19 protein-coding genes are annotated in these 24,945 nt (G+C 48.7%); 7 read left to right on the forward strand and 12 right to left on the reverse strand.

Going from position 1 to position 24,945, the window contains the following annotated elements:
* Window positions 1-9: 9 nt before the first annotated feature.
* The 6 genes from nuoD to mutM all read right to left on the reverse strand — a co-directional run bounded on the left by nuoD (window position 10) and on the right by mutM (window position 4,134).
* Complete coding sequence (nuoD, locus tag PPG34_RS07885; protein WP_420888090.1) at window positions 10-1,155, reverse strand: NADH dehydrogenase (quinone) subunit D; 1,146 nt, start codon at window positions 1,153-1,155, stop codon at window positions 10-12.
* A 137-nt stretch (window positions 1,156-1,292) separates the two neighbouring features.
* The gene (locus tag PPG34_RS07890) at window positions 1,293-1,790 is read right to left on the reverse strand and encodes an NADH-quinone oxidoreductase subunit C (protein WP_313832647.1); all 498 of its coding nucleotides are present in this window, start codon (window positions 1,788-1,790) and stop codon (window positions 1,293-1,295) included.
* Window positions 1,790-2,329 carry an NADH-quinone oxidoreductase subunit B gene (locus PPG34_RS07895; RefSeq protein ID WP_313832648.1) on the reverse strand — a complete coding sequence of 180 codons (540 nt, stop codon included), beginning with the start codon at window positions 2,327-2,329 and terminating at the stop codon, window positions 1,790-1,792. Before PPG34_RS07895 ends, PPG34_RS07890 begins: the two co-directional genes overlap by 1 nt.
* A 46-nt stretch (window positions 2,330-2,375) precedes the next feature.
* Window positions 2,376-2,759, reverse strand: coding sequence for an NADH-quinone oxidoreductase subunit A (locus PPG34_RS07900; RefSeq protein WP_313832649.1), 384 nt, complete (start codon window positions 2,757-2,759; stop codon window positions 2,376-2,378).
* Window positions 2,760-2,996: 237 nt separating this feature from the next.
* Entirely contained in the window at window positions 2,997-3,305 is a 309-nt protein-coding gene (locus PPG34_RS07905) for a hypothetical protein (RefSeq protein WP_313832650.1), read from the reverse strand.
* 4 nt (window positions 3,306-3,309) lie between these two features.
* The gene (gene mutM / locus PPG34_RS07910) at window positions 3,310-4,134 is read right to left on the reverse strand and encodes a bifunctional DNA-formamidopyrimidine glycosylase/DNA-(apurinic or apyrimidinic site) lyase (RefSeq protein WP_313832651.1); all 825 of its coding nucleotides are present in this window, start codon (window positions 4,132-4,134) and stop codon (window positions 3,310-3,312) included.
* A 148-nt stretch (window positions 4,135-4,282) separates the two neighbouring features.
* Between mutM and PPG34_RS07915 the strand changes: the two genes are divergently transcribed.
* Window positions 4,283-4,642, forward strand: a complete 360-nt coding sequence (locus tag PPG34_RS07915; protein ID WP_313832652.1) for a hypothetical protein — start codon at window positions 4,283-4,285, stop codon at window positions 4,640-4,642.
* Between the two features lie 27 nt (window positions 4,643-4,669).
* The gene (locus PPG34_RS07920) at window positions 4,670-4,867 is read left to right on the forward strand and encodes a hypothetical protein (protein WP_313832653.1); all 198 of its coding nucleotides are present in this window, start codon (window positions 4,670-4,672) and stop codon (window positions 4,865-4,867) included.
* 34 nt (window positions 4,868-4,901) lie between these two features.
* Here PPG34_RS07920 and PPG34_RS07925 read toward each other — a convergent pair whose 3' ends face one another.
* Window positions 4,902-5,507, reverse strand: a complete 606-nt coding sequence (locus PPG34_RS07925; protein WP_313832654.1) for a hypothetical protein — start codon at window positions 5,505-5,507, stop codon at window positions 4,902-4,904.
* Between the two features lie 15 nt (window positions 5,508-5,522).
* The gene (locus PPG34_RS07930; protein WP_313832655.1) at window positions 5,523-6,251 is read right to left on the reverse strand and encodes a DUF4197 domain-containing protein; all 729 of its coding nucleotides are present in this window, start codon (window positions 6,249-6,251) and stop codon (window positions 5,523-5,525) included.
* A gap of 217 nt (window positions 6,252-6,468) precedes the next feature.
* Between PPG34_RS07930 and PPG34_RS07935 the strand changes: the two genes are divergently transcribed.
* The 5 genes from PPG34_RS07935 (at window position 6,469) to PPG34_RS07955 (ending at window position 14,586) form a co-directional block, all read left to right on the forward strand.
* Window positions 6,469-7,527, forward strand: a complete 1,059-nt coding sequence (locus PPG34_RS07935; RefSeq protein ID WP_313832656.1) for a DUF481 domain-containing protein — start codon at window positions 6,469-6,471, stop codon at window positions 7,525-7,527.
* A gap of 154 nt (window positions 7,528-7,681) precedes the next feature.
* Window positions 7,682-9,898 carry a hypothetical protein gene (locus PPG34_RS07940; RefSeq protein ID WP_313832657.1) on the forward strand — a complete coding sequence of 739 codons (2,217 nt, stop codon included), beginning with the start codon at window positions 7,682-7,684 and terminating at the stop codon, window positions 9,896-9,898.
* A gap of 171 nt (window positions 9,899-10,069) precedes the next feature.
* Window positions 10,070-12,373 carry an LTA synthase family protein gene (locus PPG34_RS07945; protein WP_313832658.1) on the forward strand — a complete coding sequence of 768 codons (2,304 nt, stop codon included), beginning with the start codon at window positions 10,070-10,072 and terminating at the stop codon, window positions 12,371-12,373.
* Window positions 12,374-12,403: 30 nt separating this feature from the next.
* Window positions 12,404-13,231, forward strand: coding sequence for a mechanosensitive ion channel family protein (locus PPG34_RS07950; RefSeq protein WP_313832659.1), 828 nt, complete (start codon window positions 12,404-12,406; stop codon window positions 13,229-13,231).
* A gap of 770 nt (window positions 13,232-14,001) precedes the next feature.
* Complete coding sequence (locus PPG34_RS07955; protein ID WP_313832660.1) at window positions 14,002-14,586, forward strand: hypothetical protein; 585 nt, start codon at window positions 14,002-14,004, stop codon at window positions 14,584-14,586.
* A 346-nt stretch (window positions 14,587-14,932) separates the two neighbouring features.
* Here PPG34_RS07955 and PPG34_RS07960 read toward each other — a convergent pair whose 3' ends face one another.
* The 4 genes from PPG34_RS07960 to PPG34_RS07975 form a co-directional block, all read right to left on the reverse strand.
* The gene (locus PPG34_RS07960) at window positions 14,933-15,877 is read right to left on the reverse strand and encodes a M48 family metalloprotease (protein WP_313832661.1); all 945 of its coding nucleotides are present in this window, start codon (window positions 15,875-15,877) and stop codon (window positions 14,933-14,935) included.
* Complete coding sequence (locus tag PPG34_RS07965) at window positions 15,874-16,389, reverse strand: SH3 domain-containing protein (protein WP_313832662.1); 516 nt, start codon at window positions 16,387-16,389, stop codon at window positions 15,874-15,876. Before PPG34_RS07965 ends, PPG34_RS07960 begins: the two co-directional genes overlap by 4 nt.
* A gap of 120 nt (window positions 16,390-16,509) precedes the next feature.
* Window positions 16,510-24,297 (reverse strand): CHAT domain-containing protein, encoded by a 7,788-nt coding sequence (locus tag PPG34_RS07970; protein ID WP_313832663.1) that lies wholly within the window; start codon window positions 24,295-24,297, stop codon window positions 16,510-16,512.
* Between the two features lie 8 nt (window positions 24,298-24,305).
* Window positions 24,306-24,902: a DUF1318 domain-containing protein gene (locus PPG34_RS07975; protein ID WP_313832664.1), complete on the reverse strand. Its 597-nt coding sequence runs from the start codon at window positions 24,900-24,902 to the stop codon at window positions 24,306-24,308.
* Between the last annotated feature and the right edge of the window lie 43 nt (window positions 24,903-24,945).

A 24,945-nucleotide genomic window follows, 5' to 3' on the forward strand; every position in this document is an offset into this window, starting at 1 on the left:
CCACGTTTGTTATCTGTCGCATTCTCCCATCACAATGTCATACGATCCAAAAATCGTGACGGCATCGGCAATCATATAGCCTCGAGCCATGTGGTCAAAGGCCCCCATGTGTATAAATGACGGAGAGCGAATTTTTAGTCGATAGGGGTTCCCTCCGCCCGTACTCACAATATAAAAACCAAGTTCACCTTTATGCGCCTCGGTCCCGCAGTAAATTTCCCCTGCCGGCGCATCAAACCCTTGTGAAAATAATTTGAACTGCTGAATCATGGATTCAAGATTTGTAAAAACCCGATCTTTCGGCGGCAACGTGACACTCGGCACGTCGGCCATCACAGCACCTTCCTTGGGCATTTGATCCATACATTGCTGAATAATTTTCACGCTCTCCCGCATTTCTTCAATGCGAATCCAATATCGATCGTAAGTATCGCCATTTTTACCAACCGGCACGCTAAACTCGCACTTGGGATAAGCCCCATACGATTCATATTTCCGCAAATCGTAATCCACGCCAGATCCGCGCAACGTTGGACCGCTTAACCCAAAACTCAACGCATCTTCCGCAGATATCACGGCCACACCAACGGTACGGGCCAACCAAATGCGATTCTTCTCCAAGAACACGACATATTCATCGATCTTTGGAGGAAAGTAATCCAAAAACCCTCGAACTTTAGCTTCCAGGGAATCGGTGAAATCACGCTCCACCCCACCGATGCGATACCAGCTAGTGGTCAGACGGGCTCCGCATAATTCATCGAACCAATCCAACAGAATTTCTCGATCGCGAAACGTGTAAAAGAACACGGTCATCGCGCCGATATCGAGCGCCTGAGTACCCAACCAAAATAAATGGCCGATGATACGCTGAATCTCCGCCACAATGGTGCGAAGATATTCCGCACGTTCCGGCACAGTGATATTCATGAGTTTTTCCACGGCCCGGCAATACGCGAAGTTGTTGTACATCGCGCAGACATAATCGAGCCGGTCAGTGTGCGGAATAAACTGATGATAGGTACCATGCTCCGCAAGCTTTTCCACGCCCCGATGGAGAAAGCCCATTACTACCGTGGACTTGGTAATCCGTTCTCCCTCCAGATCAAGGATGACTTTGAGCACCCCATGCGTCGCCGGATGCTGGGGCCCCATGTTGAGCAACAGCTCTTCGCTTCGCAGGACCGGAAGATCCTTGGTCTCTGGATGTTCCGGATCGACCTTATAAATCGTTTCGCGTTGATCTTCTAAATGCGCCATCTCAATCTAACGAATGCCCAAACTCCAAAGAGCTAGGAAGTTCCCTCTTTCAAAAAATCAAACGTATCACGCCAGCCTTTACCTTGCAGGGGGAAATCCTTTCGCAAGGGCCAACCTTCATCATATTCATCCGGCATTAAAATCCGTCGTAAGTCCGGATGATTCTTGAAGCGAATACCCATCATGTCGAACACTTCGCGTTCCATAAATTCCGCCCCACGCCAAATATCCACCATGGAATCTACATAACAATCTTGTTCCGGCACCCGCGTTTTAATCCGAATTCGATGCCGATGCCGAATCGAGTACACTTCCCACACCACTTCAAAGCGCTCCTCGTCATCCGGCCAGTCCACGGAACTCACATGGACCATGTAATCGAAATCCATCTTGGAATCATCGCGCAAATAGCGGCATACCTCATGGACCTGGGCACGCGCGATGGTCAAGGCTACATCTCCCCGCCATTCGTACACGGAAACGACAGCTTGGGGAAATTTCGCTTGAACAGATTCTGCTAACGGGTGCATTAGGCCGTCGTACTCCTTACCACAGGCTTCACTTCATCAGGCTGTTTGGTAAAGACCCGTTTCTGCATAATTTGGTCTTGAAGTTTCAAAATGGCATCGAACAGAGCTTCTGGCGTTGGGGGGCACCCAGGTACGTAGATGTCCACTGGCACAAACCGATCGACTCCCTGCACCACCGAATAACTATCATAGATATTGCCCGAAGTTGCACAAGACCCCATGGAAATCACATATTTTGGTTCAGGCATTTGATCGTAGATTTTGCGAATCACCGGCGCCATCCGACGGCAGACCGTCCCAGCCACAATCATCACATCCGATTGTCGAGGGGAACCACGAAACACCCCAGCCCCGAACCGGTCAATATCATAACGAGAAGACACCGCTGCAATCATTTCAATAGCACAGCAGGCCAATCCAAAGGTCATCGGCCATAAGGACCCTTTGCGTGCCCAGTTTACCGCCTTCTCTAGCGAAAGGGTCATGATCCCAAGGTCGCCATCCCTCTCGTGCTTTTTCCCTATTTGAATTAACCCCATATGTTCCTTGTTTTGCGTAAAGCGAAATAATAATCGACTTCGGTCATCAATCCCACTCGAGGGCGCCTTTGCGCCAAGCGTAGACGTATGCAACCACAAACAAGCCAATAAAAATCATCATTTCAATCAGGCCAATCACACCAAGGTCATGGAAAGTAATGGCCCACGGGTAAAGAAAAATGACCTCGATATCAAAAATCACAAACAACATCGCAATCACATAATATCGAACAGGAAACGGCATGCGGGAATCCGAGAAGGGTTCGGACCCGCATTCATATACACTTAATTTTTCAAATTCGGGGTATTTGGGTTGGACGAGGTAACTGAGGGCTAGTGTGACCAAACCAAAGCCCAAGGCCAAGACGATAAAAATCAGAATGGGAGAATATTTATCTAAATAGGCGAGTAGAAGTTCATACCCATCCATAGTGATTCCCCTAAAAAATCAAAAAACTTCAAATTTTCCGCAGAATTTGCAATGGTAACACCCCGTTTTTTAACGAATCAAGAGAACAAAAGACCTACCACGGCTTCAACCAAAAGGCCCAACCCAATAAGGCATATAGGGAAACGGTGCCTTGTCGATCTTTTATCGAATACCGAAGGAACAAGGAAATGATACGCAAAGGCTAGGAAAGGGCTTCTAAAAAGTCCGAAAGGGGGCCTAGGACTTCGGCATATCCTCAGGAGGCCGCTTGAGACCTTTTGGAGGAGACTCCTGGGAATTTTCCCATTCATCGGTCAAAGGGTACACCGCTTTGGCCTTATTCCGCCGATGAATCTGGGTTTGAATGCGGCGAGGTGGTGGGTCTTTTGACTTGTCTAGTCGGGATTTTGGGGGAGGGTTGTGCATATATTGATGGTAGCCTATGGCTAGGCCAAGCAACAACCCAATGTGGTCATTCCCGACATTTTTAATCGGGAATCCAGGTTTATTTTTATGCGGGGTATCGCCTCCGTACAAAGCCGGCATAAAATCATCGCTTTTGACAGGAAGCACAAACAAACGAACTTCGCTCACTGACGAGCCGACAAATGGGAGTAGCGCATGCAGGGCAAGGTTGCCCGGTTTTTTGATAAACCTGGTGATAGTGTTGAAATTGCCCTCGCGAACCATTAGGAGACAGATAGTCCCGAATAGACGACCCGCCCTTGTCAATCGACTCATTCAGCACTTTTTGCATATTTAGAAACAATTGTTGGATTCTCTTTTTTGACAATCGGTGCCCCCGGGCATCTGGATGAATACCGGATCGGAAGAGCATTTCATTGGCATAAATATTTCCGATGCCCGCGATACGTTGTTGATTGAGCAATACAGACTTCACCCGCCCGCGACAGCCTTTGATTAACGAGAAAAATTCATTCTCAGAAACCTGCAACGGATCTAACCCAAATCGCCGTTCGCGATACGCCTCCCACTCCTGCTCATTGAGCAAAGAGAGTCGCCCAAATCGACGCGCATTCCAGTAATACAGCTCCGGGTTTTTACAACTGGCTAAATGAATGATGACATGCAGGTGCTTCTCGCTCGGCATGGACTGGCGATCAAAGAGAAGAAGTCCCGTCATCCCCAACTCAGCAACGAGGTAGCGACGGGTTCTTTCTTGCTCGCACACCAACGCGACACTTTTACCAAAGCGTTGGATCTCGACAATTCGCGACTTGGTATACCACGGCAAATCTGTTAACCCCTGGCGAACAATATCGTTGCGCCCAATCCAGATGTGCTGAATGGTGGCTCCCACGAGGTGTAATTCGAGCTGTCTTCGAATAACTTCGACTTCTGGCAATTCTGGCATGATCGATTATCCGGATGTTGGAATTCCTAGTATAACCTTGGATATCGAGCTCTATCCAAGTTGCGGCACCCTGGCTAAGCTTCTATACTTCTAACTATCTATACTTCTAACTAATTGAATAGGTAGGTATTCTTACAGGAGTTAATCCATGACCATGATGGCTGTCAAAGATATAGAAGCGCGGCTCACACAGGCCAAATGTGCCATTTGCAAAAAAAGCCGATTTGGCATTGATAGTCGCAGTGTGAAAGAAGATGGGGACTGGAAGGCCATCTGCATCGATTGCCACTACACCTTTCCTGTCTATGCTGATATGGAATTTTATTTGCAAACACAACCGGACGTGAAGTATCGCCTTCGAGATATCGCCTGTCCTAATTGCATGAAACGGGACCACAGTTTAAATTTTCGTATTGTGATGTCTGTGCGTGAATCGATTTATTTTCTCACCTGCAATTCATGCCAACATCAATTCACAGAACAATCGTCGCTCGAATCCTTCGAGTAGACGCACCAACCAGATTGGAACCTGCCCATGGACCAACCCTCCACACAACCAGACGCCGAATCTTCAGACGATCCCAATCCTCCGAAAAAGCCCAAGACGAAAAAAGAAATCCACGTGGTGTCGTTACCCCATGACGACGACATGATCGCCGATGAAATGGCAGAGCTGTTCGAAGAGGATCAAGTCACTCATAAACACGGGAGCGCGGAACCTGAGGGTGATTAACGTTTGGGAGACTAACCCAAAGAGGCTAGAAAAACTATTCTAACAAATGCCGCTGGTCTTTCATCGCTTCAAGGCGAAAAACCAGATCTTTGACAGGACATTCAGAACAAGGTTGCGTGGGATTGTCAGACCAAGGAATAGCAGAAAACACTTTCACGGCTTTCAACCGACCATCCTTGAGAAGTTCAATAAACGTCATCGCATCATCTAGCGACTTGGCCTTCCAGGTCACGGACCGAATGGCCTGATGGGGTCGCTTGAGCGGCACCTGAATCAGAAACTGGCTGGGTGCGATTTCATGTGCGGGAGGTTCGAGTTTTTTGGCCAACCCCTCCATCATTCCGCACAACTTCTTAATGGTCTCTTGGATATCTTCACCCTCGATCTGAAGCTTCCTTACAAACTCCGAATCGCATATGCCGAGCAAAGAATCCACCGATGATTGTGGATCATCCAGAACTGACACCGTCGCCACAGCTTCTTGCACATCCAATGATTCCAGAGGGATAGAGACCAACCCCGCGGTTTCCTTTTGACCTTCTGCAGCCCAGGAGATCATGGGAACTGCCAAGCAAAGCATCAGACTGGCACTCCAAACGTTCAAGCGTCCAAGTGTGAACACATGTCGTAAACGTTCCATCAATACGCACCCCTTTTACTTCTTTGCACCAAACACCTCTTTCAAGAGTTCTGTGACTCGTGCGCCAGGATCGGTGCGAATCTTCCGTTCTTCTTCGGCCAAAACATGAAAGAGGCCTTTCAGGCTTTTGTCGACAACATATTGATCAGGGTCAAAGGCCAATGAATCCACAAAAGGTAGGGAATTGTATCGACCTACTAGTTCGCGATATTGCTTGGTCACGCCGACCTGATTCAGTGCCGTTTCCACTTGAGGACGAAACATTGCACTAAGCTTATCCGTGGTTTTTCCTTGAAAATACTCCGTGGCCGCCGTATCGCTTCCCTTAAGAATACCTTGGGCATCTTCAAACGACATATCCTTAATGGCGTCCATAAACACCGGCTTAGCCAACGCCGTGGCTTGCTCGGCCCCTCGATTCATACTCACCACGAATTCATCCAATTGCGGACCATATCCGACAAGCCTCAGCGCCTGATCAAATTTTTGAAGCTGAGTTGGCATTGGAATCTTGATAGCCTCGTTTTGCAAAAACCCATTTTTAGCACCGGTTAGTTGCACGGCATTGGCACTACCGACCTCCAGCGCTTCCTTTAAGCCGGCAATAATTTTATCTTCACTGAGCTCAGCCGATGTACCCAAACCAAGAGATTTAAATCCCTCCATCACATCATCAAAAAATCCAAAGCTTTGAGCCGGCATCAAAAGGACTATTCCTGCGAGAAGGACCATAGCAATCCGCATATGTCGAAAACTCCTTTCACAACACCCAATAAGAACTTGCACTTACATTGAACCCTACAACACCAGGTTTTGCAAACAACTACCGTGACTCAGATCCCCGCAGATCTGCTCTATCTAAACAATGTTTGCGCCTTCCCATCCTCCCTTGTTAGGTTCCACAAAATTTACAACATCCCCTCCTCTTTGTCTGTGTGATATTCAAGGAAATTTTTGAGTCATGAGAGCAAAATTCTTTGCCTGCATTTCCCTCCTAATCGCCATGGTATGCGTGACGGTTCCCGCTGCCGCGACGTCAGGCCTTATTCAATTGAGAGATGGGAGCCAATTGCATGGGGAGATCATATCCATGGTCAAGGGAACTCTGAAAGCCAAAGCGTCCTTTAGCCAAGGCGATCCCATACCCATTACTTGGAGCGAAGTGACGGGACTCACCACCACAAGCTCCATCACCCTCGTGCTGAAAAATGGCGTCACCTTACAGGGCATCGCTCAACCAGGAGAACCTGGCACTATTCAACTCGCCACAGACCTCATTCAGGTTACCATTCCCGTCCTGGTGGAAACCGTCGTCGCCATTAATCCACCGGAAAAGAAACCTGTGACCTACAAGGGCAATATTAACTTTGGGGGTTCAATCACGTCCGGCAATAGCGACCTCAAGCAGGGCAACTTTTTTGGCGAACTGGTCATCCGCGGGGACATTCTTCGATTATCTTTCATTGGACGGTGGAATTATTCGGAAGACTCAGGGTCCATCATTACTCGGAACACCTTTGGCAACGTCAAACTCGACTTTTTTGTCACAAAGCGTTTTTACCTGTTTACTAGTGCCTTATTCGAACAAGATACGTTTCAAGACATTCAACTTCGAACCTCCATTAGCGGTGGGCCAGGCTATCAATTCATCATGCCAGGTGACCTTTCCAGCCCCTATCTCCACGATATGGAGCTAGACGGGGAAATTGGTCTTGGGTTTTTTAACGAAGATTTTAAGGTAGCCGCAGATCAACAAAATTTCACTGGCCGCTGGGCTGCAAATCTGGATTGGCCCGTGACCTCGGAAGTCACCATTTTTCATCAACACCAAGGCTTTCCCTCTCTTGAAGATTTCACCGATTTTTACATTACCTCCCAACAAGGCATCCGAATCAAAATCATGGGCAATTTCACCACAGGTTTCCAATTAAATTGGCGGTACGACAATACTCCCTCGACTGGGAAAAAAGCTTCAGACTTCCAATACCTTTTGAATCTAGGGTATAGCTTTAAATCCTAAACGGACTGTAGGCCGTCCAGAAGGCAGTGGGAGACCCACAAATATTGGCTGACTGTCATTCCCCAAGAAATTTGGTATAGTCATGGCCCTCATTTGGTCGAGAGGACGTAAAGTCATCTGTTATGTTCGTTGAGTTGTTTTCTAGGAGGACATCATGAATCGGGGTCACTGGCTGGGCTTTTGTTCCGTACAAAATTGGCTCGTGTGCATTATCTTTATTTTTTTAATTCAGGGATGTACTGGCCTTCAGTACGGTGACCACGTTAGCAAATTTGGCAGACCCCTCTCGGAGCCAACCTCTCCTCCCGCAAGCATCACGATCGAACCTGAACAACACACTCGCCCTATCAAAACCCAATCCACCTTCACGGCCATAGTGAAAGACGCGCAAGGAAAACCCCTTAACGGAGCCATTGTGGAATGGACCCTTGCCAGAGCCAAAGGCGCAGTCGGTGATATTATCGACATAGGACAAGATCCCTTAAAACAAGCCCTCAGGGTCAACAACACGTATGCTATCGGTGGCACTAATCGCCAAGGGGAATCAACGATCACTTTGACCTCTGTGCAGGAAGGCAGTACCCATCTCATTGCAATCGTTTCCAACCTGAAGGAACAACGCCACCATCAAGCCTTTGCAGTCATGCATTGGTTGGATGCGGAATGGGACTTTCCACTTGACGCCGCACAAAAGGTGGGAACGACCCGAAACATGGCCGTCACAGTCATGAAAGCCTCAAACGGCGCTCCCTTGGAGGGTTATCAGGTGAAATGGAATGTCACTTCAGGGCCAGAAGCGTATTTTGAGGAAAGCCGCCAATCTGAAGCCATTGCGGAAACCGATGCACAAGGTGTCGCCCGAGTAACCTTGGCCCAACAAACCCCAGGACCAGGCGAAAACACCGTGCAAATCACCGTCGTGAAACCTGAAACCCCCGATCGAGACTGTTGTCCGGCCGTTAGCGGGATCATAGCCAAAGGACTGTCAAAGACAACCTGGATGGCCCCTTCCATCACGTTAGAACAACAATGCCCCTCGGCTTTGATATTGGGTGACACGGCTGAATTTCCCATCACGCTGACCAATAGCTCACAAGTGAATGCCAGTAATGTTGTCCTGCGTCATACCATTCCTGCTGGCATGGAATTTGTTGGGTCAAATCCGCAAGCTCAACAAGTAGGAAATTCCCTCACATGGAATTTAACCGACCTGGCGGCCCAAACTAGTCGACAAGTCATTCTCCACATGAAAGCGAAAGCCAGTGGCACGTATGTGAATGAAGTAGTCGTGGAAGCCAACGACGGCGTGCACAGTCAATCCATGTGTTCCGCCACCGTCGGCGAACCTATCCTGTCTCTCACGCAAACCTGCCCTTCCACTGTGCTAGTCGGAGAAAGGTCTGAATTTCATGTCACCATTACGAACACCGGAACCGGTGTCGCCAAGGACCTTCAACTCACAGACCGTGTTCCGAATGGCATGAGTCACGCATCCGGCCAACCCGAGGTGACGCGAAAAATCGATTCCTTGGCAGCGGGATCGACCGTTACCGAAGTGTTTACGTTCACAGCGAACCAACCCGGCGCCGCATCCAATGTCGTGCAGGTGACTGGTAGTAGAAATTTACAGGAACAAGTCAGTTGCGATTTGACCATTGAGCAGCCCAGTATGAGCCTGAAGATGACGGGCCCAGAGAATCGATTCTTAGGAACCACCGCAACCTATTCCTTGGAAGTCACCAACACCGGGACGGCACCAACCACCGGAGTAGTGGTACACGATACCTTACCCAGCGGGTTCACATTTGAAAGCGCGAATCCTCCGGGGAACCATCTTCCGAATACCAACAACGTTTCGTGGAATCTCGGCACCATGGCCCCAGGGGAAACAAAAACATTTCAGGTGACCGGTCGAGCCAATACCAGCGGACGACAATGCAATATCGCCACGGTCCAAACGGAACGAGGCCTGAAAGAACGGGCCGAAGTCTGCACCTCGGTGGAAGGCGTGGCCGCCCTCCTGTTGGAAGTCACAGATAGTCCCGACCCAGTGGAAATCGGAACACAGACGAGCTATTCGATTCTTGTGACCAACCAGGGAACCGCTAATGCAACTAACATCAAAATTGCCGCGACAATTCCGGACGGTATGGAGTATGTCTCTTCTAGTGGATCAACCGCCAGGTTAGTCGTTCTGGGAAAACTCGTAGACTTTGACCCGATTCCTACCTTAAGACCAAAGGAAAACCTCGTATTTACCGTCACGGTGAAAGGAGTCCAACCGGGCGATCTCCGCTTCCGGGTGGAAATGAATGCAGACCAACTCACCAGCCCAGTCCTGGAAGAGGAAAGCACCAAACTATACCAATAGGAATGGGACGACAGTACTGAAGAGGGGGACAGGTTGACCGACAAGGTCGTGAGGTTCAATCTTTCCCCCTTCGCTCTCTCTTTTCTCCTTTGAACTTCGGCGTTCACGAATGAAGAGTGGGGATTCGGTGGCGATTTCAAGGACTCTTCTTCTCTTAGGCCCATACCCACCATGAACTTTTCTGATTCTCATTACCCCTCCCGGTCTTTCTGGCATCTCTTTTTCTTTGTCTTAATTCTGTTCTTACTCCTTCAGCAAGGACAACGATTATTTCTGTTTTCCGAAGCCTTGAAGATTGAAGTGCCGGAGCAAGAAATCCTCATTAAGACTGCGATTACCGGATTTCGAGCCGACGTGATTGTTTCGACACTGGCTGCGGGGTTTGCCGCCATGCTCGCCTGGGGATATCTCATGCTACGCTTCGGCTGGGGCAACGCCAAAATTGCCTTGCGCACGCCCAATCGATTTACCGATGTATTTCGTACTTTCAGTTGGTTAGTGGGGAGCGCCTTAATGCTCATCCTCATGGTGGATATGGGGTACTATCATTATGCACATACCCATTTGGACTTCGTCTTTTTCGAGTTTATCGAAGACCTGCTGTTCCCACGCGAACAAGCAGGGACCGTCACGGAAAATACCGCGGCGCCTAACCAAGCCCTTCAGCAAACCGGGGCGGAACTTCAGGAAATCACCAAGTGGTCCTGGATCGTGGGTGGATTTTTTGGCGTGGAAATATTGATCACCCTTGGGTGGTGGGTCACCTTTCGCACGGTCATTGCTCCGCTGTTCACCTGGTGGCATACCCATTCTCCCAGCATGGCCAAATACTTTCTGGTCTTTTGCCTCACCGGCGGACTTATGGGATTCAACTGGTATGGACCCTGGGGTATTCAACGCGCCAACATTACCAACTCGGTCTATTACATGTTGGCTCAAAATCCTTTGTGGCATGCAGGAGAGGTTGGCATCGGCTCAGTCTTCTATCGATTGAGCGGGGCCACATCAGGGATTGTGAGTACCATGCCCCTGGAAGAAGCGGTCGAGGTAAGCCAACGCATTCTCGGCACCCCAGACCAATTCACTTTCGCTCAATACCCCTTGCTCAAAAACACCAGACCACACGAACAGGGTCTCCAATTTACCAAACCAGTCAATGTGTTGTTGATCTTTGTCGAAGGTCTGGACCGGCGATACCTGGGACAATCCATTAACGTCAACGAACCCAATGATATGCGGAAGACGTTTTTTAATAAGAAACCTACGCCACCTGAGAACGAAACCAGTACCCCTTCATCATCCACACATATTCAGTTGACTCCATTCTTGGATCGTCTCGGCAGAGAGAGTATTTATTTCGACCGCTTTTTTTCCAATGGAGACATGACCGCTCGAGCGTTATTCTCCACCCTCTGTTCTTATTATCCCCGTCGAGGCTGGGCAGTGATGCGGGCTCGCTATACCCACGAATTTTTGTGCTTCCCGGAAGTGTTGCGCCAAGCTGGATATTGGACGGAAATGGTGGTAGGACAAAATCGTGATCGCAATTACGACCACATTGCTTTGTTCCTGGCGAGAAATGGCATTCACCAATTCTTAGACGAAAATAGTTTCCCTGCCGATGCACAAAAACTCGGGTTAGGCCTCACCGATGAATCACTGTTTCATTTCGTCTATGAGCGCGTAAAAGAGTTACGAAAAGAATCCCGCCCCTACTTTCTTTCAACGCTTACGGTAGGCACGCATCATCCCTATCAATTTCCGATGGCCCATCCTGATCTTGAAATCTTACAGAAACATCCAGACCAATATGTCCCCGCCTTGCGATATTTAGATTTCGCGCTGGAGGGTTTCTTTGAAAAAATGCAACAAGAGGATTTGTTTAAAGACACCATCGTCTTAGTCCTAGGAGATCATGGCCGGCATGAAGGTATCGGTGGAAGTGACCCCGCGGCACGCGGCAGCCACTTTTTAGTCCCATTCTATCTTTGGATCGATCCATCGCTCGAATCAGAAATGCCCACTCGGGCTAAAACCATTTCCCACATCGCCAGCCAAGTGGATATAGGCCCCACCATTTTAGCCATGAACAACCTGACTCCACCCGTAGCACCTTTTTTTGGACAAGATCTGAGCTGTGCGTTCCACACCGAATGCTTAGCAGGAAATATCGCCTATCTCAGTGGTGCACATGACGATTCAATTGGCATCGTCAATGAAGACTTCATGTGGCTGTATCGGTTTAAAATCAAAACCTTCTTCCGCACACGACTCGATGGGCAATATCCAGAACAAGACCAAACGTTTTCTGAATTTGGACCAGAATTTTCTAACAAGAATTCCCTCTACTATAAAATTCGACAACAGATCTTTGGGCTCTATGTCAGTTCGAATGTGGCACTCGAAGAAGGCCAAATTTGGTCCAAGGCAGTGTTTGGCAAAAACCTAACAACGGGACAAGTTTCCTCCAAATAATTTTAACCATAGATCCGCAAAGAGGTGGCCATGGATTCATCATTGGAGCAAATAACAGAACAAGGCGTCGGCCTGTTGATTTATTACGGGATGAGTCTTCTCGGCGCCATTGTCATTTTTATTCTTGGGCGCATGCTCGCGGGATGGGCCCAGAACACCACGAAAAAATTCTTGGAACGCACGGGAAAGATCGACCAAACAATTTGTGACTTTCTGTCCAACTGCGCCCGTTATGTGATCCTGATCTTTACCTTTATCATGGTGCTATCGCAATTTGGCGTTGAAACAACCAGCCTGATTGCCATTTTTGGCGCGGCAGGCTTGGCCATAGGCTTAGCCCTCCAGGGCACTTTAAGCAATGTGGCGGCGGGAGTCATGCTGTTGATTTTTCGTCCTTTCAAAGTTGGGGACTATGTCGAAGCGGCGGGAGTAGCCGGAACCGTGAAATCCATTACGCTCTTTGTCACGGAACTTGCCACGCCTGATAATGTTCAGATTTTATCGCCCAATGCCTCCGTCTGGGGAGCCACCGTTAAAAATTATAGCCATCATTCCACGCGCCGGGTAGACTTTGTGGTGGGTATCGACTACAGCGACAACATTGATAAGGCCATGGAAACGCTTCATGCCGCCATCAATGCCGATGCTCGCGTATTGAAAGACCCGGCCCCAATGGTAGTTGTGGGTAACCTTGGAGACAATTCTGTAGATCTTACTGTCCGAGTGTGGTGCAACGCCGGAGATTATTGGGGATTAAAATTTGATCTCACTAAAGCCTTTAAGGAAAAACTCGATGCGGCAGGCATTTCGATTCCGTTTCCGCAACGAACGGTGCATTTGGTTAAGGCTGAAGGGTAGGACATGATATCGCCTCGGGCTCGAAAGTTTTTAATTCATTGAAGCCTTTTGGGGAAGCGGTATTCGGTGGAACCTCTAATCCATTCGTCATCCCCGACATGCTTTATCGGGGATTCAGGTTTTCTGTAGTTTAGAATTTTGTGAGTGAGATTGGAATTTGTAGTTTTGATTAAGATTTATTTATAGCGGGGTTTCGCCCCCGCCGACGAGTCCCTTTTGTTTCGGCAAAAGGGACCAAAACCATGTCTGCCCGTGCGCGGCCCTTCGGTTCCCTGAGGTGCCGTTCCGAATAAAAATGGCTCAGGAACTCGCTCCGAGGTAAAAAGGCACCTCTACGCTCAAACAGCCTTCGCCGAAAAGCCGATTCGGAACAGCACCTCAGCCGCGCCCAACGCAGGGGATAGGAACCTTTGATGTTCTTATCTATCCTAAAATTTCAACAAAAATTTTGATCCCCTGCTCCCTATTAAATGAGGTATTACGAAATTTTGGCAATTTGCATACGTATTCGCCAGCTTTTGATCATGATAAACTCTAACTATGACCAAAATTCAATACCTTAAGACTTGGGCCATGCGAGTGGTTGAGAAGCCATGGGGAATTGCCGGCGCAGTAACTACAGGGCTTTTCTTTATAAACCCAATCCTGACGATCCTTTTCCCAAAGGTAGGACCACTGCCCCCTGATTTAGCTTGGCAAATACCTTTATCCATTTTGCTTGTTTTTTTAGGACCAAGGTTTTTCTAGTCCCATATTGGATGCACCAGGAATTGGAAAAACAGGTTGTGGAAACAAGCACGTCCTCTTTGTCTCTAAAAGCCATTGATATAAGACGGACCTACACAGCAGAAAACGATACCCCTTCAGGATTACATAAGGTTCTTTTGATTATTAAGAATGACTCCAAATTGGCAAAAACCATCCATGGGATAAAAGCCACGGTGCCTGGAGAAAAATTTGGTATTTCCTCAATTAATGGGGCATATTTAAAGCCTGAAGGATTTTTCACGTTCCAAGAAGTTACTCTTCATCCAATGGAGCACGCGGCATTTGAGTTATGCTCTCTACATGAAAGAAAAACCGTAGGCACAAGACTATCGTTTGGGTGTCAAACCAACGAGGGAGGAAAAGCTAGTTGGAGGGAAATAGAACAACCAGAAAAGCAAACATTTCCTCTTTCTATTACTGCCAAAGATTACCCAGGACAAGAATGGACCATTGAATTAAAAATTTCTGAGACCGAAATTTCTTGTGAGACGGTCTTTGTTGGTGAGCGCCGCAAAGACCAAAACCCTCCTCTTCGCAATTCCTCTGAGTTATATTTCCCAAATAACTTCATTAAATCCCACGGTTGATCATCCCTTTTTTTCGTTTGGTGAAGTAGGATTAGTGGTCAAATCTTTTGTTGGGAGTTTTGCTGAATATATGACGCCAAAAGTTCAGTTCTACTCGCGTTGGGTGTGGCGGAGGTGGAGGCCCGAATCGGCCTCTTGGCGAAGGCTGTTTGAGTGGAGAGGTGGCTTTGCACCTCGGAGCGAGTTCCGGAGCCATCTTATTCGGGCCGGAATCGGAGGGACCCCAGAGATCCTGCAGCCTTTAGCAGGATCTCTGGGGCCGCGCACAGGCGAGAATGGTTTTGGGCACTTTTGCCGAAACAAAAGTGCCTCGTCGCGCGGGGCGAAACCCCGCATAATGAACTTGTTACGCTCCCATATAACTCTGAAACCGTTTGGTCAATACCGGGAAACTCATTCCATCCCCATACTGCCCTAGCAACCCTTCAATTTTGCTAATCCGAGTTCCGGTCGATGGATGCGTGGTAAAAAATCTCGAATTGGCATGGCCCTCTTGGCCTTGTAATGTCTTCAAATAATCACGCAGGCCACCGGGGTGATACCCGGCGCGATACGCAAACTCGACTCCATAGACATCGGCTTCATATTCTTTGTCTTTGTCCATGCCTTTGGTAAAGAGTTTATCCGTGATTTCGTCAATCACATTGGAAAACATTTTTGGGTCCTTGTTCATCGCGGCCATGGTGACCTCGGAAACATTGGACAACAGTGCTCCCCGACGTATGGTCTCGAGCATATGCTTCTGCGTAATATGCGCGATTTCATGCGCCAACACCCCAGCGAGTTCGGCTTCATTCTTTAAAGTCTTCAATAAGCCAATCGTGACAAAGATATAGCCACCTGGCGCTGCAAAGGCATTTTGATCTTGGCTGTTTAAAATCGCGAAGTGAAATTTGAGATTTGGTCGATCCGACACATCCGCAATGGTCTTGCCCACTAGATTAATATAGCGAGTCAACCGTTCATCTCGGTATTCTCCACCAAATCGGGCGAATGCTTCCACTGCCACCGCTTCACCCATGGTTATTTCTTCTTCCTCGCCAATGGGCTGTAAGGCTTGTACTACCCCCACGCCCTTTTTCAGCAGATCAACATCTTTCTTTTTGACACCAAAGGCTCCCAACGCATCGAGCAGTCCAGGTTGTTCTTGTTGTTCTCCCTGGCTCTTTTCCTGTTGGGTTTCTTGTTTCTTTGGCTGTGGTTTGAGAATTTGATCAAAAAACCCAAAGCCTTCATAAGTAAAAACGGTGAGGCCAATAATCATGATAATTGCAACGGTAATGTGTTTCATTGGCCACCTCCTGAATAATCACCCACGCTACCGGCTCGTTGAAATTCTGCTAATTCCGCATCCGACACGCCAAACGCCACCATCGCATCGACCGACCGTCGATGAGCGGGATCAATATTTTTCCCCTGCGCATATTGTTCGGTCGTCTCCTTAAGCCCACGGATACTCCCTCCCGAACGGGATTCCCGTGCCGCAATTGTCGTCTTTCCGGTTAATCCCGAGAGTGAGCTCCCGCTCGATTTTCCCGCAGGTTTGTCATCAGACAACTTAAATTTAAACACCCATCCGGACTGCCCATTGGGCAGTTTGACCTGATACTGCCGGCCATCTTTCTTGACGACTTGCACTTGATCTCCGACACCAAGCGTGCCCACAACTTTTGAAGTCGGGGACTTTTCGGCGGTGACTTTCACCCCGCTTTTCTTGGCATACATCGTTTCAGCCTGAGATAGGCTCGGTAGGAGCACAAATGCCAACAGGATAAAGGATAATTTCAAAATGATTGGTTTCATACATGCCTCATTGGTAATTTCCAGGATTGCCAATTTATCAAACTTGCTCGTCTGAGATGAGAATAAATACAAATAATTCTTCACTCGATCCGTCTGACGCATGACGGCTTACATGTTCCTTCACTGATAATCTCCGACCAAATTGAATCCCGCCCAATAGGATGGGTGTGGAAAATCACGTTTGACCATGAGCTGGGCCTGCCGCAAGCTCTTTGCTTTATTCATTGTGACATAATTGCGGTAAAAATGCTTCATAAGGACAGAGGTCGAAAGATCGTCCACTCGCCACAGAGCGGAGACTAAGGCATGCGTACCCGCATAGATAAAGGCACGATTGAGGCCGATCAACTCGCCTGCATTGAGTTTGCCCAATCCTGTTTGGCACGCGCTCAGGGTCACCAGGTCCGCATTGATTTCCAATCCAAACACTTCATTCACCGTCAGCTTTCGATTCTTTGGATCGGACGACGATAGCCACAATGAGGAGAACAATGGATTCACTTCGTCAAACTCGCCATGAGACGCCAAATGAATGATTCCGTATTTGGAAATGTTCTCGACAAACCATTCTTTGGTTGCTTTGGCCCCGGTGAGAATATCCATATCGGGATAATTCCACTTGATGCTCTGGGCCTCTAACTCCGCAAGAGGGAGATCATAATTGTAATTGCCCAAGTCTGGATTTCCGATGGCCAATACCTTCGTACGTTTTTTGTCTTTCCGTTTGGCAAAGGTATATTCCAACACCGACGCCGACGGAGAGTAAAATATCGGATACCGATCAACGAGATATCCTTGATCACTCTTTAACGCTGAAAATGAGAGGAAATGGAGGGCGCCATCTGGAATAATGCCAAGATGTTCCACGCCTGCAAGATGCTTTTCCCAAGGTTTGATCAGCCCTGCATAGAGAGCACGCAATTCGGTGTCGACCGGCTCGGAGTTTTGGACAAAAGCCCGATATTGTCTGACCAGGGGCTCTATCGTGGATTCACCACCAGCCAACTTGAAAAATATCGTTTCGCTTTTTTTGATGAACCACACATAGGTTGTTTCTTCTCCTAATAGATACGACACAAGTGCCGTGTCTGACTCAAGCATTTCTTTCACTCCTGAAAGCTTGAGAGGATCGACGGACACAAAACTGCTTAAGCCGGGATTACGTTGTTTAAGTTCAAGGAGCGCCTCTTCATGGGTTGCCTTGGCTTCACGAAGTTTTTCTTGCAACTCGGCAGGCGCTTCATCATAGCTGCCAACCTCTTTGGTCAAGGCTTCAACTCGCAACGCGAGTTGCCCAATTTGGTCAAGGGCTCTCTGATCTACGGCATTCTTTAAGGTCATTTTCTGATTGCCGAGAAGATCAATAAAACTCCGTGACCGTGAACGCTCCAGATAATTAAACGCATCATCCGTTCGTCCCATTTCCACCAACAGCGAAATCGTCTCTCGGTAAAGATCTTGCTTGTTGGCCTGGAAGCTATTGCGCAATTCATCGATCTTCAAGGCGGCACGCATCCCCTCGACGACATTCACGGCATCGTCATATCGACGAAAGGCCTCTTCGGCTTTGCCGGCTTCTCGAAGAAGGCCAGCCTGGCCTGCGGCCGCGCGCCAAAGCACTTCTTTGATCCCGTATTTTTTCGAAAGGTCATAGGCCTGTTGATAGTATTCCCCTGATTTTTCAGGTTGGTTCAATTGACGATGCACGTTCCCTAGTTCGAGCAATGCCTTGACCCAATTGATGGAATTTTTGATTTCCGCGCTGGTGTCAGCCGCCTGGGTAAAATGAGAAAGCGCCTCTTGTAAACGATCAAGCTTCAGAAGGGCCATGCCAATATTGCGGTAGTCATAACCCAGCCCCCAACGGCTGTTCAGACTTTCGTCAATGGCTTTTGCTTTCTCAAAGTATTCGAGCGACGTCGTATAGTCGCCTTGTTGCCGATAAATAAGCCCCAGATTATTCAGTGAAGAGGCTAACTCAGTTTTGATATCCGATTTCTTGGCTAACTCCACCGCTTGCTTTAGATGAACTAACCCCTTGTCCAAATCATTCAAGGTCCAATAGATCAGCCCACGAGTATTTTTTACCATGATCGTGAGTTGTGCATCTTGAGCCGCTTCGGCCTGCTTGCCGGCTTGTGAAAGATGCTGAAACGCCTCTTGATAATTGCCACGAAACCAGGCGGTGTTGGCCAAATACAAGTGGCCCGTGGCTAACAGATAGGGTGACTCTAGGGTTTTTCCTATTTTCATCCCCGCGAGGTAGTGGGTATCGGCCTCATCAAATAACCCCATCTTTTCATAAGTCAGGCCGATTTCAAAAACGGTTTCAGCTTCGCCATTGAGGTCTTCTAAGTTACGGTACAGAGTGAGCGCCGATTGAAACTGTTCTCGGGCTTTTTCATATCGCCCCAAACGCAAATAATAAATTCGCCCGATGCGACGATGCTGAGTGGCGACATCCCCTATTTCGCCAAGCTCTTCATACAGCGCAAATGACCGACCAAAATCCGTTAGCGCGGCAGAATAGGCCCCCATGTTTTCTCGCACAACACCAAGTTGGGCAATCCCTTCCGCCAAGCGATCTAACTCCTCGGCTTTCGTCCACCATTGAATCGCCTGCTCCAAATAGCCGATGGACGCATCAAACTGTTCTAATCGTGAGTAAAGAATGCCTAAACGATAAAGGGCTTCTGAACGCCCCTCCGCTTGAGTGGATTCATCGAGCGAAGCCAGCAACCGCTCCTGATGAAACACCGCATTTTGATAATTCCCGACTTTGTATGACGCATCAACGGCCAGTTTGGTGAGATCAGCAAAATCAGAAGATTTATCCGCATAATGAATCACAGACAGCGCATGTTCCATTTTTTGAAGGGCCGATCCATATTGCTCTTCTTGATACAGGTTGACCGCAGCAGATACCTCCCCATCATAAATAGCCGAGGCAAACTCCGCCCGTGCCTCCTCATTCATACCCGCATAGCCAAACAATTCCACAGGATGAGCACCAGTTTTGTCGCCCCACACTTCTTGGCTGGCAAAGGATACAGCCTCATCGGGAGGCAAATCATTGAGATAGGCCAAATAGAGTGAGACAAACGATTTCGCCTGTGCGTCATCTTTTCGAATAAGCAGCACATGGGGAAAACCAGATCGCACCAAGGCCGAAACCAAAGCGGACTCCGAAGCATCCGTAGAAGACTGAGGTTGAAACACCACGGCGGTATGATGAGGTCGCCCCGCCAAACGCGTCAATGGCAAGAGTTCTCGAACCTGTAATTCTTCGGCCAACGTAAAATGATAGGCTTGGGGTGGCTTGGTCGAAATGAGCACTTCTAAACGATCGACGATTGGATGATCGTGTGCAGGCACCCCTGTTAAGGGTTCGGCGGAAAGCGGCACGTCTCCGGCTGTCAGCCCAGCATCTAATGCCAACTCTCCAATAATCCCAACCTTCGAATAAAAGACGCTGCGCTGATGGTATCCATTCACGATGTCATACAAGCCGGATACCTGGGTGATCGGTTTGGCAGGAGGAAAGGCCACTTGAACGCTTCTCGCGTATTCCCTGGGAATAGACAGATACATCGGAGCTTCACTCGAGAGCCGCGCTCCTAGAATTTCGCCAATAGTCACTCGAGAACCCTGGGCTTCGAGTGGGAGATATTGGACTTCTTGTCCATCATGGATAAACGCATGAAGCCGGTTCATACCCTCAACTACTTTGAGATACAGACGTTCGGGATTCAGAACCTCCGACAACAAATCTTCGGGCGAGGGATATTGCCAGAAATAACTGGTCGCCACCGGATATTCTTCATACAACCCAAACAATAGATCTTCTAATTCAGCGCGCAACACCTCGGTCTCGTCAGGTTCCCCAGTGCTCGGTATCTTCCGAATTTCTGCAAGCACCTGCCGAAGTTCATCCTCATACTCACCCACGCCAGCATAGAAAAAATCTTCCCCAAGGGATTTTTGCAATTGAATTGCCATGGTTCGCATGCCGAGTCGCTCGGCGACTTCGAATGCCAGCGCATAGGCTTTCGCATCCACGAGTTGATCCACATACAAACGGGACAAGGTATGTAGGCTTGCCAACACCGCTGTGGCACTCTGAGGAGAATATGAAGCCTGTGACGGCAAGCCCAGCACCGCGTCATAGGCCCGTGCAAGCAAAGCCTGCTGCTCTGCTGCATCCTTGGCATACTCGGCTTGCGCCACCAACCCTATCCATCCCGTTAGGGCAGGTTGACGTTCGAGTAAAACTGATAATTCCTTTTGGAGGGAGAGAAAGGAATCTTCTTCGCCAATTTCCCGCGCAAGTTCCATTTTATTCAGTTTGAGAATCACCTGCATCGGCAACACCTGTTCCTCAGGAACCACCTCCCCACGTCCCAACAAAGCCTCCGCTTTGGCGTAATAAGACCAGACCTTCCCCTTCACATCATAAAACGTATGCATGGCCTGGATAGCTCCATCCGTGTTCGAAGAACCTAAAAGCGTCGGTTCAGTCAAATGATATATCAGAAAGGCTGTATTGGTGAGCGCATAAAAGGTGGCCGCATCGGCTTGTTCTTCCGCGAGGTGCGTATCAAGGCCCTCAACTAACGCCGTGATCATCGTCCAATTAACGGGCTGGCCTTTCATGACATCCTCAGCCGCCAATCGAGACAGATTGTACAGATTGACGCCCGTTCCAAAAGACAATCCCAAGGTCGTGGTGTAACCGAGAGACTGCCGCATGAAGTCCATCGCTTGAGCATTCTCTCCCAACTGATGCGACAACAACCCGACACGATTAAGCACGACTGCTTTTTCCGTGAGCTGCCCCACGTTGCCATCGGCAGAATCGGCCTCTGAAAGAAGCGCCAGTTTTTTCAGGTAATTGTCACGCGCTGGACCAGGTTCATCAAGTCGTTCATACGTGCCGGCGATATAGCTAAACATCAATTTCCGTTCGCCCTTTTGGTCAAATCCTTCGGCCGCCTGGGACCCACCCGCATCCAAGGTCACATCGACATTGAATAACCCCGTTCCCTCTTTTTTTTGTTTTCCCCCAAATTCACTAAGGGTATCCAGGCTGGTGAAATAACTTTTCAACGCCTGCTTTAGGGCCTTACGTCTTCCGCCCTCGCCCGAGGCACTTAAATTGTACAAACTCACTCCGATGTTCCGTTGAAGCAGCGCCAGATTTTTTGTATTGCCGGATTCGAGATTCAATTCCAAGGCCTGCGAAAACGCATCCACTGCCTGAGCATGGTTCCCTAAATCTTGGTGGGACAACGCGATGCGTTCCAACAATTCGGCTTTCAGCGTATTCTGGTCCGCAGGTATACGATGATACGCCAATTGGTATTGCACCAAGGCTTCTTGCGTCCGGCCACTTTTGAAACAAGCTTCCCCGTAGTTTTTTCGATAGAGAAGTTCGGTAATAGAATCCCCGGCGGGCTTATAGGAGGATTCTCGCTTATGATAGGCCCGGTATGCCTCATGAAAATTACCCAACGTCCGGTAGGTATTGCCAAGGTTGAGGAGGAGATTCGATTCTACTTCTGGGAATTGAAATTCATCGTTCAACTCAAGGGCAATGCGATATTCTTGCTCGGCTTTTTCTAGAAAGCCCTGGTTTCCCTCAATCTGTTCCTGTTGCTCATGCGCCCATCCCAATGTCTGATGGTAAAACGAGACGCCCGGATCCAAACGAATGGCGGCTTCCAGCGGTTCAACCACCTTGGGTAACTCCAAAGGCTGCGCATACGAATGCGCCAAGGCCTTACTATATTGATAGATCGGAGAATCGGGATTCTTGGCCACCAACTCTTGATACCTGGTTTGGACCTCAGCCAATTCCTTCAGCATGACTTTGGTTTCAATATACCCACGATGTGCTTCAACCGAATCTGGATAATCCTGAGTGATCTTGTAAAACGCTTTAGCCGCGATGCGGACTTCACCAAGGGTTCGCTCCTTCTTGGCCTTATTGACCAACTGCAGAACCATCAATCGTTTGGCTCGGGCTAACAGCGCCTGATCTTCCTCGGTTCGAGCGACCAAAATGGCATACACCTCTGCGGCTTCTTCATACCGTTCCGCCGAAGCCAAAATTTCTCCCTTTTGTCGATAGGCCTGTGTGACAAGAGCCTCGGAAGGAGGAGGGTCCTGTAGCAACTGATCAAGGGCTTGAATGGCTTTCAGTTGCTCCCCAGCTTCTTCATATAAATCCGCGATACGTAAACGGGTCGCCCCAACCAACATCAGCAATGTCTCGTGCTGCGTAATCAGGTCACGAAGAGAGGCCACCTTTTTATGAACATCTTCCCCTTGCTCGGACACGGTAATCGCCTGCGCTATCGCGCGTTTTCCCCACGAATTATCTTCTCCAAACATATTGATGACGTCGACGAACACCTTGACCAAGCTTTTTTGGTCGCCCAAAGCCCGATAGACGGTCCCCCTAGTGAACAACGCCTTTGCTCTGATTTCTTTGCTCGTCAAGTCATCCACACGCACTAAATAATCCAATGCCGAAAGGGAATCATCCACCAACAATTGTAAACGTCCGGCTTCAATCAGCGCCTGGCCATAGACTTGTTGCTGTTCCCGGTGCGCCTCTCCAATCTTCAATATGTCCTGCGCCCCGGTCTGTACCGCACGTTTTAATTCTTCCTCGCTCATCGAAGATTTGTTTTGGTACAACGGGAGTGCAATATCATGAATGTTGGCCAAGGCACCAAACTCGCCGGGAGTGTCGGCATAGGGGGTCATGACCTGTTGAGCCCGAGAAAATTCGCCGGCCTCGATTAATTTTTCCGCATACGCAAAATCGAACCCAGCCCGGGTTTTTTCATCAAAGGCTTGGGTTAAATTGTGTGAAATATTGGCCAGAACAACCAGGCCTTCCTGAAAATCGCCTCCATCCATCAATCGATCAGCCAGTGTTTTCGCCTTTTCAAACGAAGAATAATCGTTGAGAAATTCCTGTATTTTAATTCGAAAAATATTCCCCTGCTCCAGATCCGTAAAATACACATCCCCTTGAGCCATCGCCGGATACAGGTGAAAATGACCGATGGGCGTCATTTGAAACAGACTGCTCTGTGCATCCTCTTGAAAATCCCACTGGCTCAACCAGATAGAAGACTCATCGTTGGCATCGACCACTCCATCCTCATTGGTGTCCTGGGCATAATGGGTAAATGCCATCACACCGTTGTCGCTAATCGCAGACCACATGTTCAGACCAGGGGTTGTGGGTACGGTACGACCATTATCGAGTGACTGTTCTTGAACGAATGTCAACGCGCCGCCTTGGGAAACCAAGATCCAGCCGTTCTCATTGAGGGAATAGGCCAATACGTCGGCCACAAGTATGGATTCCTGATCATCAACCAACGATCGTTTCTTTAAGGATTGGACACCCGTCGTGACATTCTGTGAGAGATAATACACGGAAGCCCCATCCGATCCCCATGCCGGCAATGAATCTGCAGTTCTTAAATCTGTGAGTCGCCGTTCTTCACCCGTGGTCAGATTCATCAAGTATACGTCTCCACGAGGATCGGACTTGTGGGAGACATATAGCAACCGACTCCCTTCAGCGTTGAGGGCAGGATCTCGATCAATGGAAGGATGAGTGGTAAGCTGGCGCGGCAACGACACCACACCAAGCTTCAAGGACTTCAACCATATATCGGCATTCCCGGAGCGCTCGGACACGAATGCCAAAAACCTTCCATCGCGCGACGGGGCTGGAAAATAATCCAGTGCGGGATGGGTGGTCACTTGGCGCACCTCGGCCGCATAGCCAGGCAAGCCACTCGCCAAGACTAGACTACTCACAAAAAGACAGGAGGCAAAATATTGAAACAATCGCCAGGAAGTATCCAAGCATGTACTACTCATAGTCGTCACTACTTTTCCTTTTTGGTCCAATTCCCGTCGTCTAATTGAATCATATGGCCCAAGGAGGCTTTGTCACGGTTGAGTGACGCGAACATCTTTTTAACCCTAGGAAAATCTTTTTCCGAAAGCTTCTCGTTCGTCTCAATAACTCGACGCATCACAATTTCTCGATCAGCATTTTCTTCCTGGACCAAATTTTTCACAAAGGGCAGTTTGTCAGGGGCAACATTATCCGGTGCTAAGAGCGTAATCCCACCTTGGCTATTTTCCCCAAGAACTCCCTGGGACTTGTATTGGTCGATATCATCTTTATTAAACGACGTCCGCTGAAGGGCGCGGATCACGGTTTTTTTGCCTTGGGGAATTTCCGGAGCCTTTTGCAGCTGACCTTTTGGATCAATGTAACGCACGGAGGCGACTAGGAGTACCTCCTGGTTCAACTCTTCATAGGTTCCCAACACTTGATTTTCCAATGCGGTTCGTTCATCCACTACCGTGACGCCAACCAATGGACCGCCACACCCAGCCATCAACGGAAGGATTAGTCCAAGAAAGAGTTGGAATGTATAGTGATTGTCATCGCGCGTGATTCTCCGAAACCCCATTGTTCCTATCTCCTCTTGGAATACCGTGACTGAAAATAATTCC

This window comes from Candidatus Nitronereus thalassa (assembly GCF_032191465.1).
Classification (GTDB): Bacteria; Nitrospirota; Nitrospiria; order Nitrospirales; family UBA8639; genus Nitronereus; species Nitronereus thalassa.

Excerpts from the sequence above, each read along its gene's own strand:
- PPG34_RS07925 (WP_313832654.1), bottom strand. The coding sequence starts at position 5,507 with ATGGAACGTTTACGACATGTGTTCACACTTGGACGCTTGAACGTTTGG.
- nuoD (WP_420888090.1), bottom strand. The coding sequence starts at position 1,155 with ATGGGGCCCCAGCATCCGGCGACGCATGGGGTGCTCAAAGTCATCCTT.
- PPG34_RS07975 (WP_313832664.1), bottom strand. The coding sequence starts at position 24,902 with ATGGGGTTTCGGAGAATCACGCGCGATGACAATCACTATACATTCCAA.
- PPG34_RS07945 (WP_313832658.1), top strand. The coding sequence starts at position 10,070 with ATGAACTTTTCTGATTCTCATTACCCCTCCCGGTCTTTCTGGCATCTC.
- PPG34_RS07895 (WP_313832648.1), bottom strand. The coding sequence starts at position 2,329 with ATGGGGTTAATTCAAATAGGGAAAAAGCACGAGAGGGATGGCGACCTT.
- PPG34_RS07920 (WP_313832653.1), top strand. The coding sequence starts at position 4,670 with ATGGACCAACCCTCCACACAACCAGACGCCGAATCTTCAGACGATCCC.
- PPG34_RS07935 (WP_313832656.1), top strand. The coding sequence starts at position 6,469 with ATGAGAGCAAAATTCTTTGCCTGCATTTCCCTCCTAATCGCCATGGTA.
- PPG34_RS07890 (WP_313832647.1), bottom strand. The coding sequence starts at position 1,790 with ATGCACCCGTTAGCAGAATCTGTTCAAGCGAAATTTCCCCAAGCTGTC.
- PPG34_RS07965 (WP_313832662.1), bottom strand. The coding sequence starts at position 16,389 with ATGAAACCAATCATTTTGAAATTATCCTTTATCCTGTTGGCATTTGTG.
- PPG34_RS07905 (WP_313832650.1), bottom strand. The coding sequence starts at position 3,305 with ATGCCGGCTTTGTACGGAGGCGATACCCCGCATAAAAATAAACCTGGA.
- mutM (WP_313832651.1), bottom strand. The coding sequence starts at position 4,134 with ATGCCAGAATTGCCAGAAGTCGAAGTTATTCGAAGACAGCTCGAATTA.
- PPG34_RS07950 (WP_313832659.1), top strand. The coding sequence starts at position 12,404 with ATGGATTCATCATTGGAGCAAATAACAGAACAAGGCGTCGGCCTGTTG.
- PPG34_RS07915 (WP_313832652.1), top strand. The coding sequence starts at position 4,283 with ATGACCATGATGGCTGTCAAAGATATAGAAGCGCGGCTCACACAGGCC.
- PPG34_RS07960 (WP_313832661.1), bottom strand. The coding sequence starts at position 15,877 with ATGAAACACATTACCGTTGCAATTATCATGATTATTGGCCTCACCGTT.
- PPG34_RS07930 (WP_313832655.1), bottom strand. The coding sequence starts at position 6,251 with ATGCGGATTGCTATGGTCCTTCTCGCAGGAATAGTCCTTTTGATGCCG.
- PPG34_RS07940 (WP_313832657.1), top strand. The coding sequence starts at position 7,682 with ATGAATCGGGGTCACTGGCTGGGCTTTTGTTCCGTACAAAATTGGCTC.
- PPG34_RS07900 (WP_313832649.1), bottom strand. The coding sequence starts at position 2,759 with ATGGATGGGTATGAACTTCTACTCGCCTATTTAGATAAATATTCTCCC.
- PPG34_RS07970 (WP_313832663.1), bottom strand. The coding sequence starts at position 24,297 with ATGAGTAGTACATGCTTGGATACTTCCTGGCGATTGTTTCAATATTTT.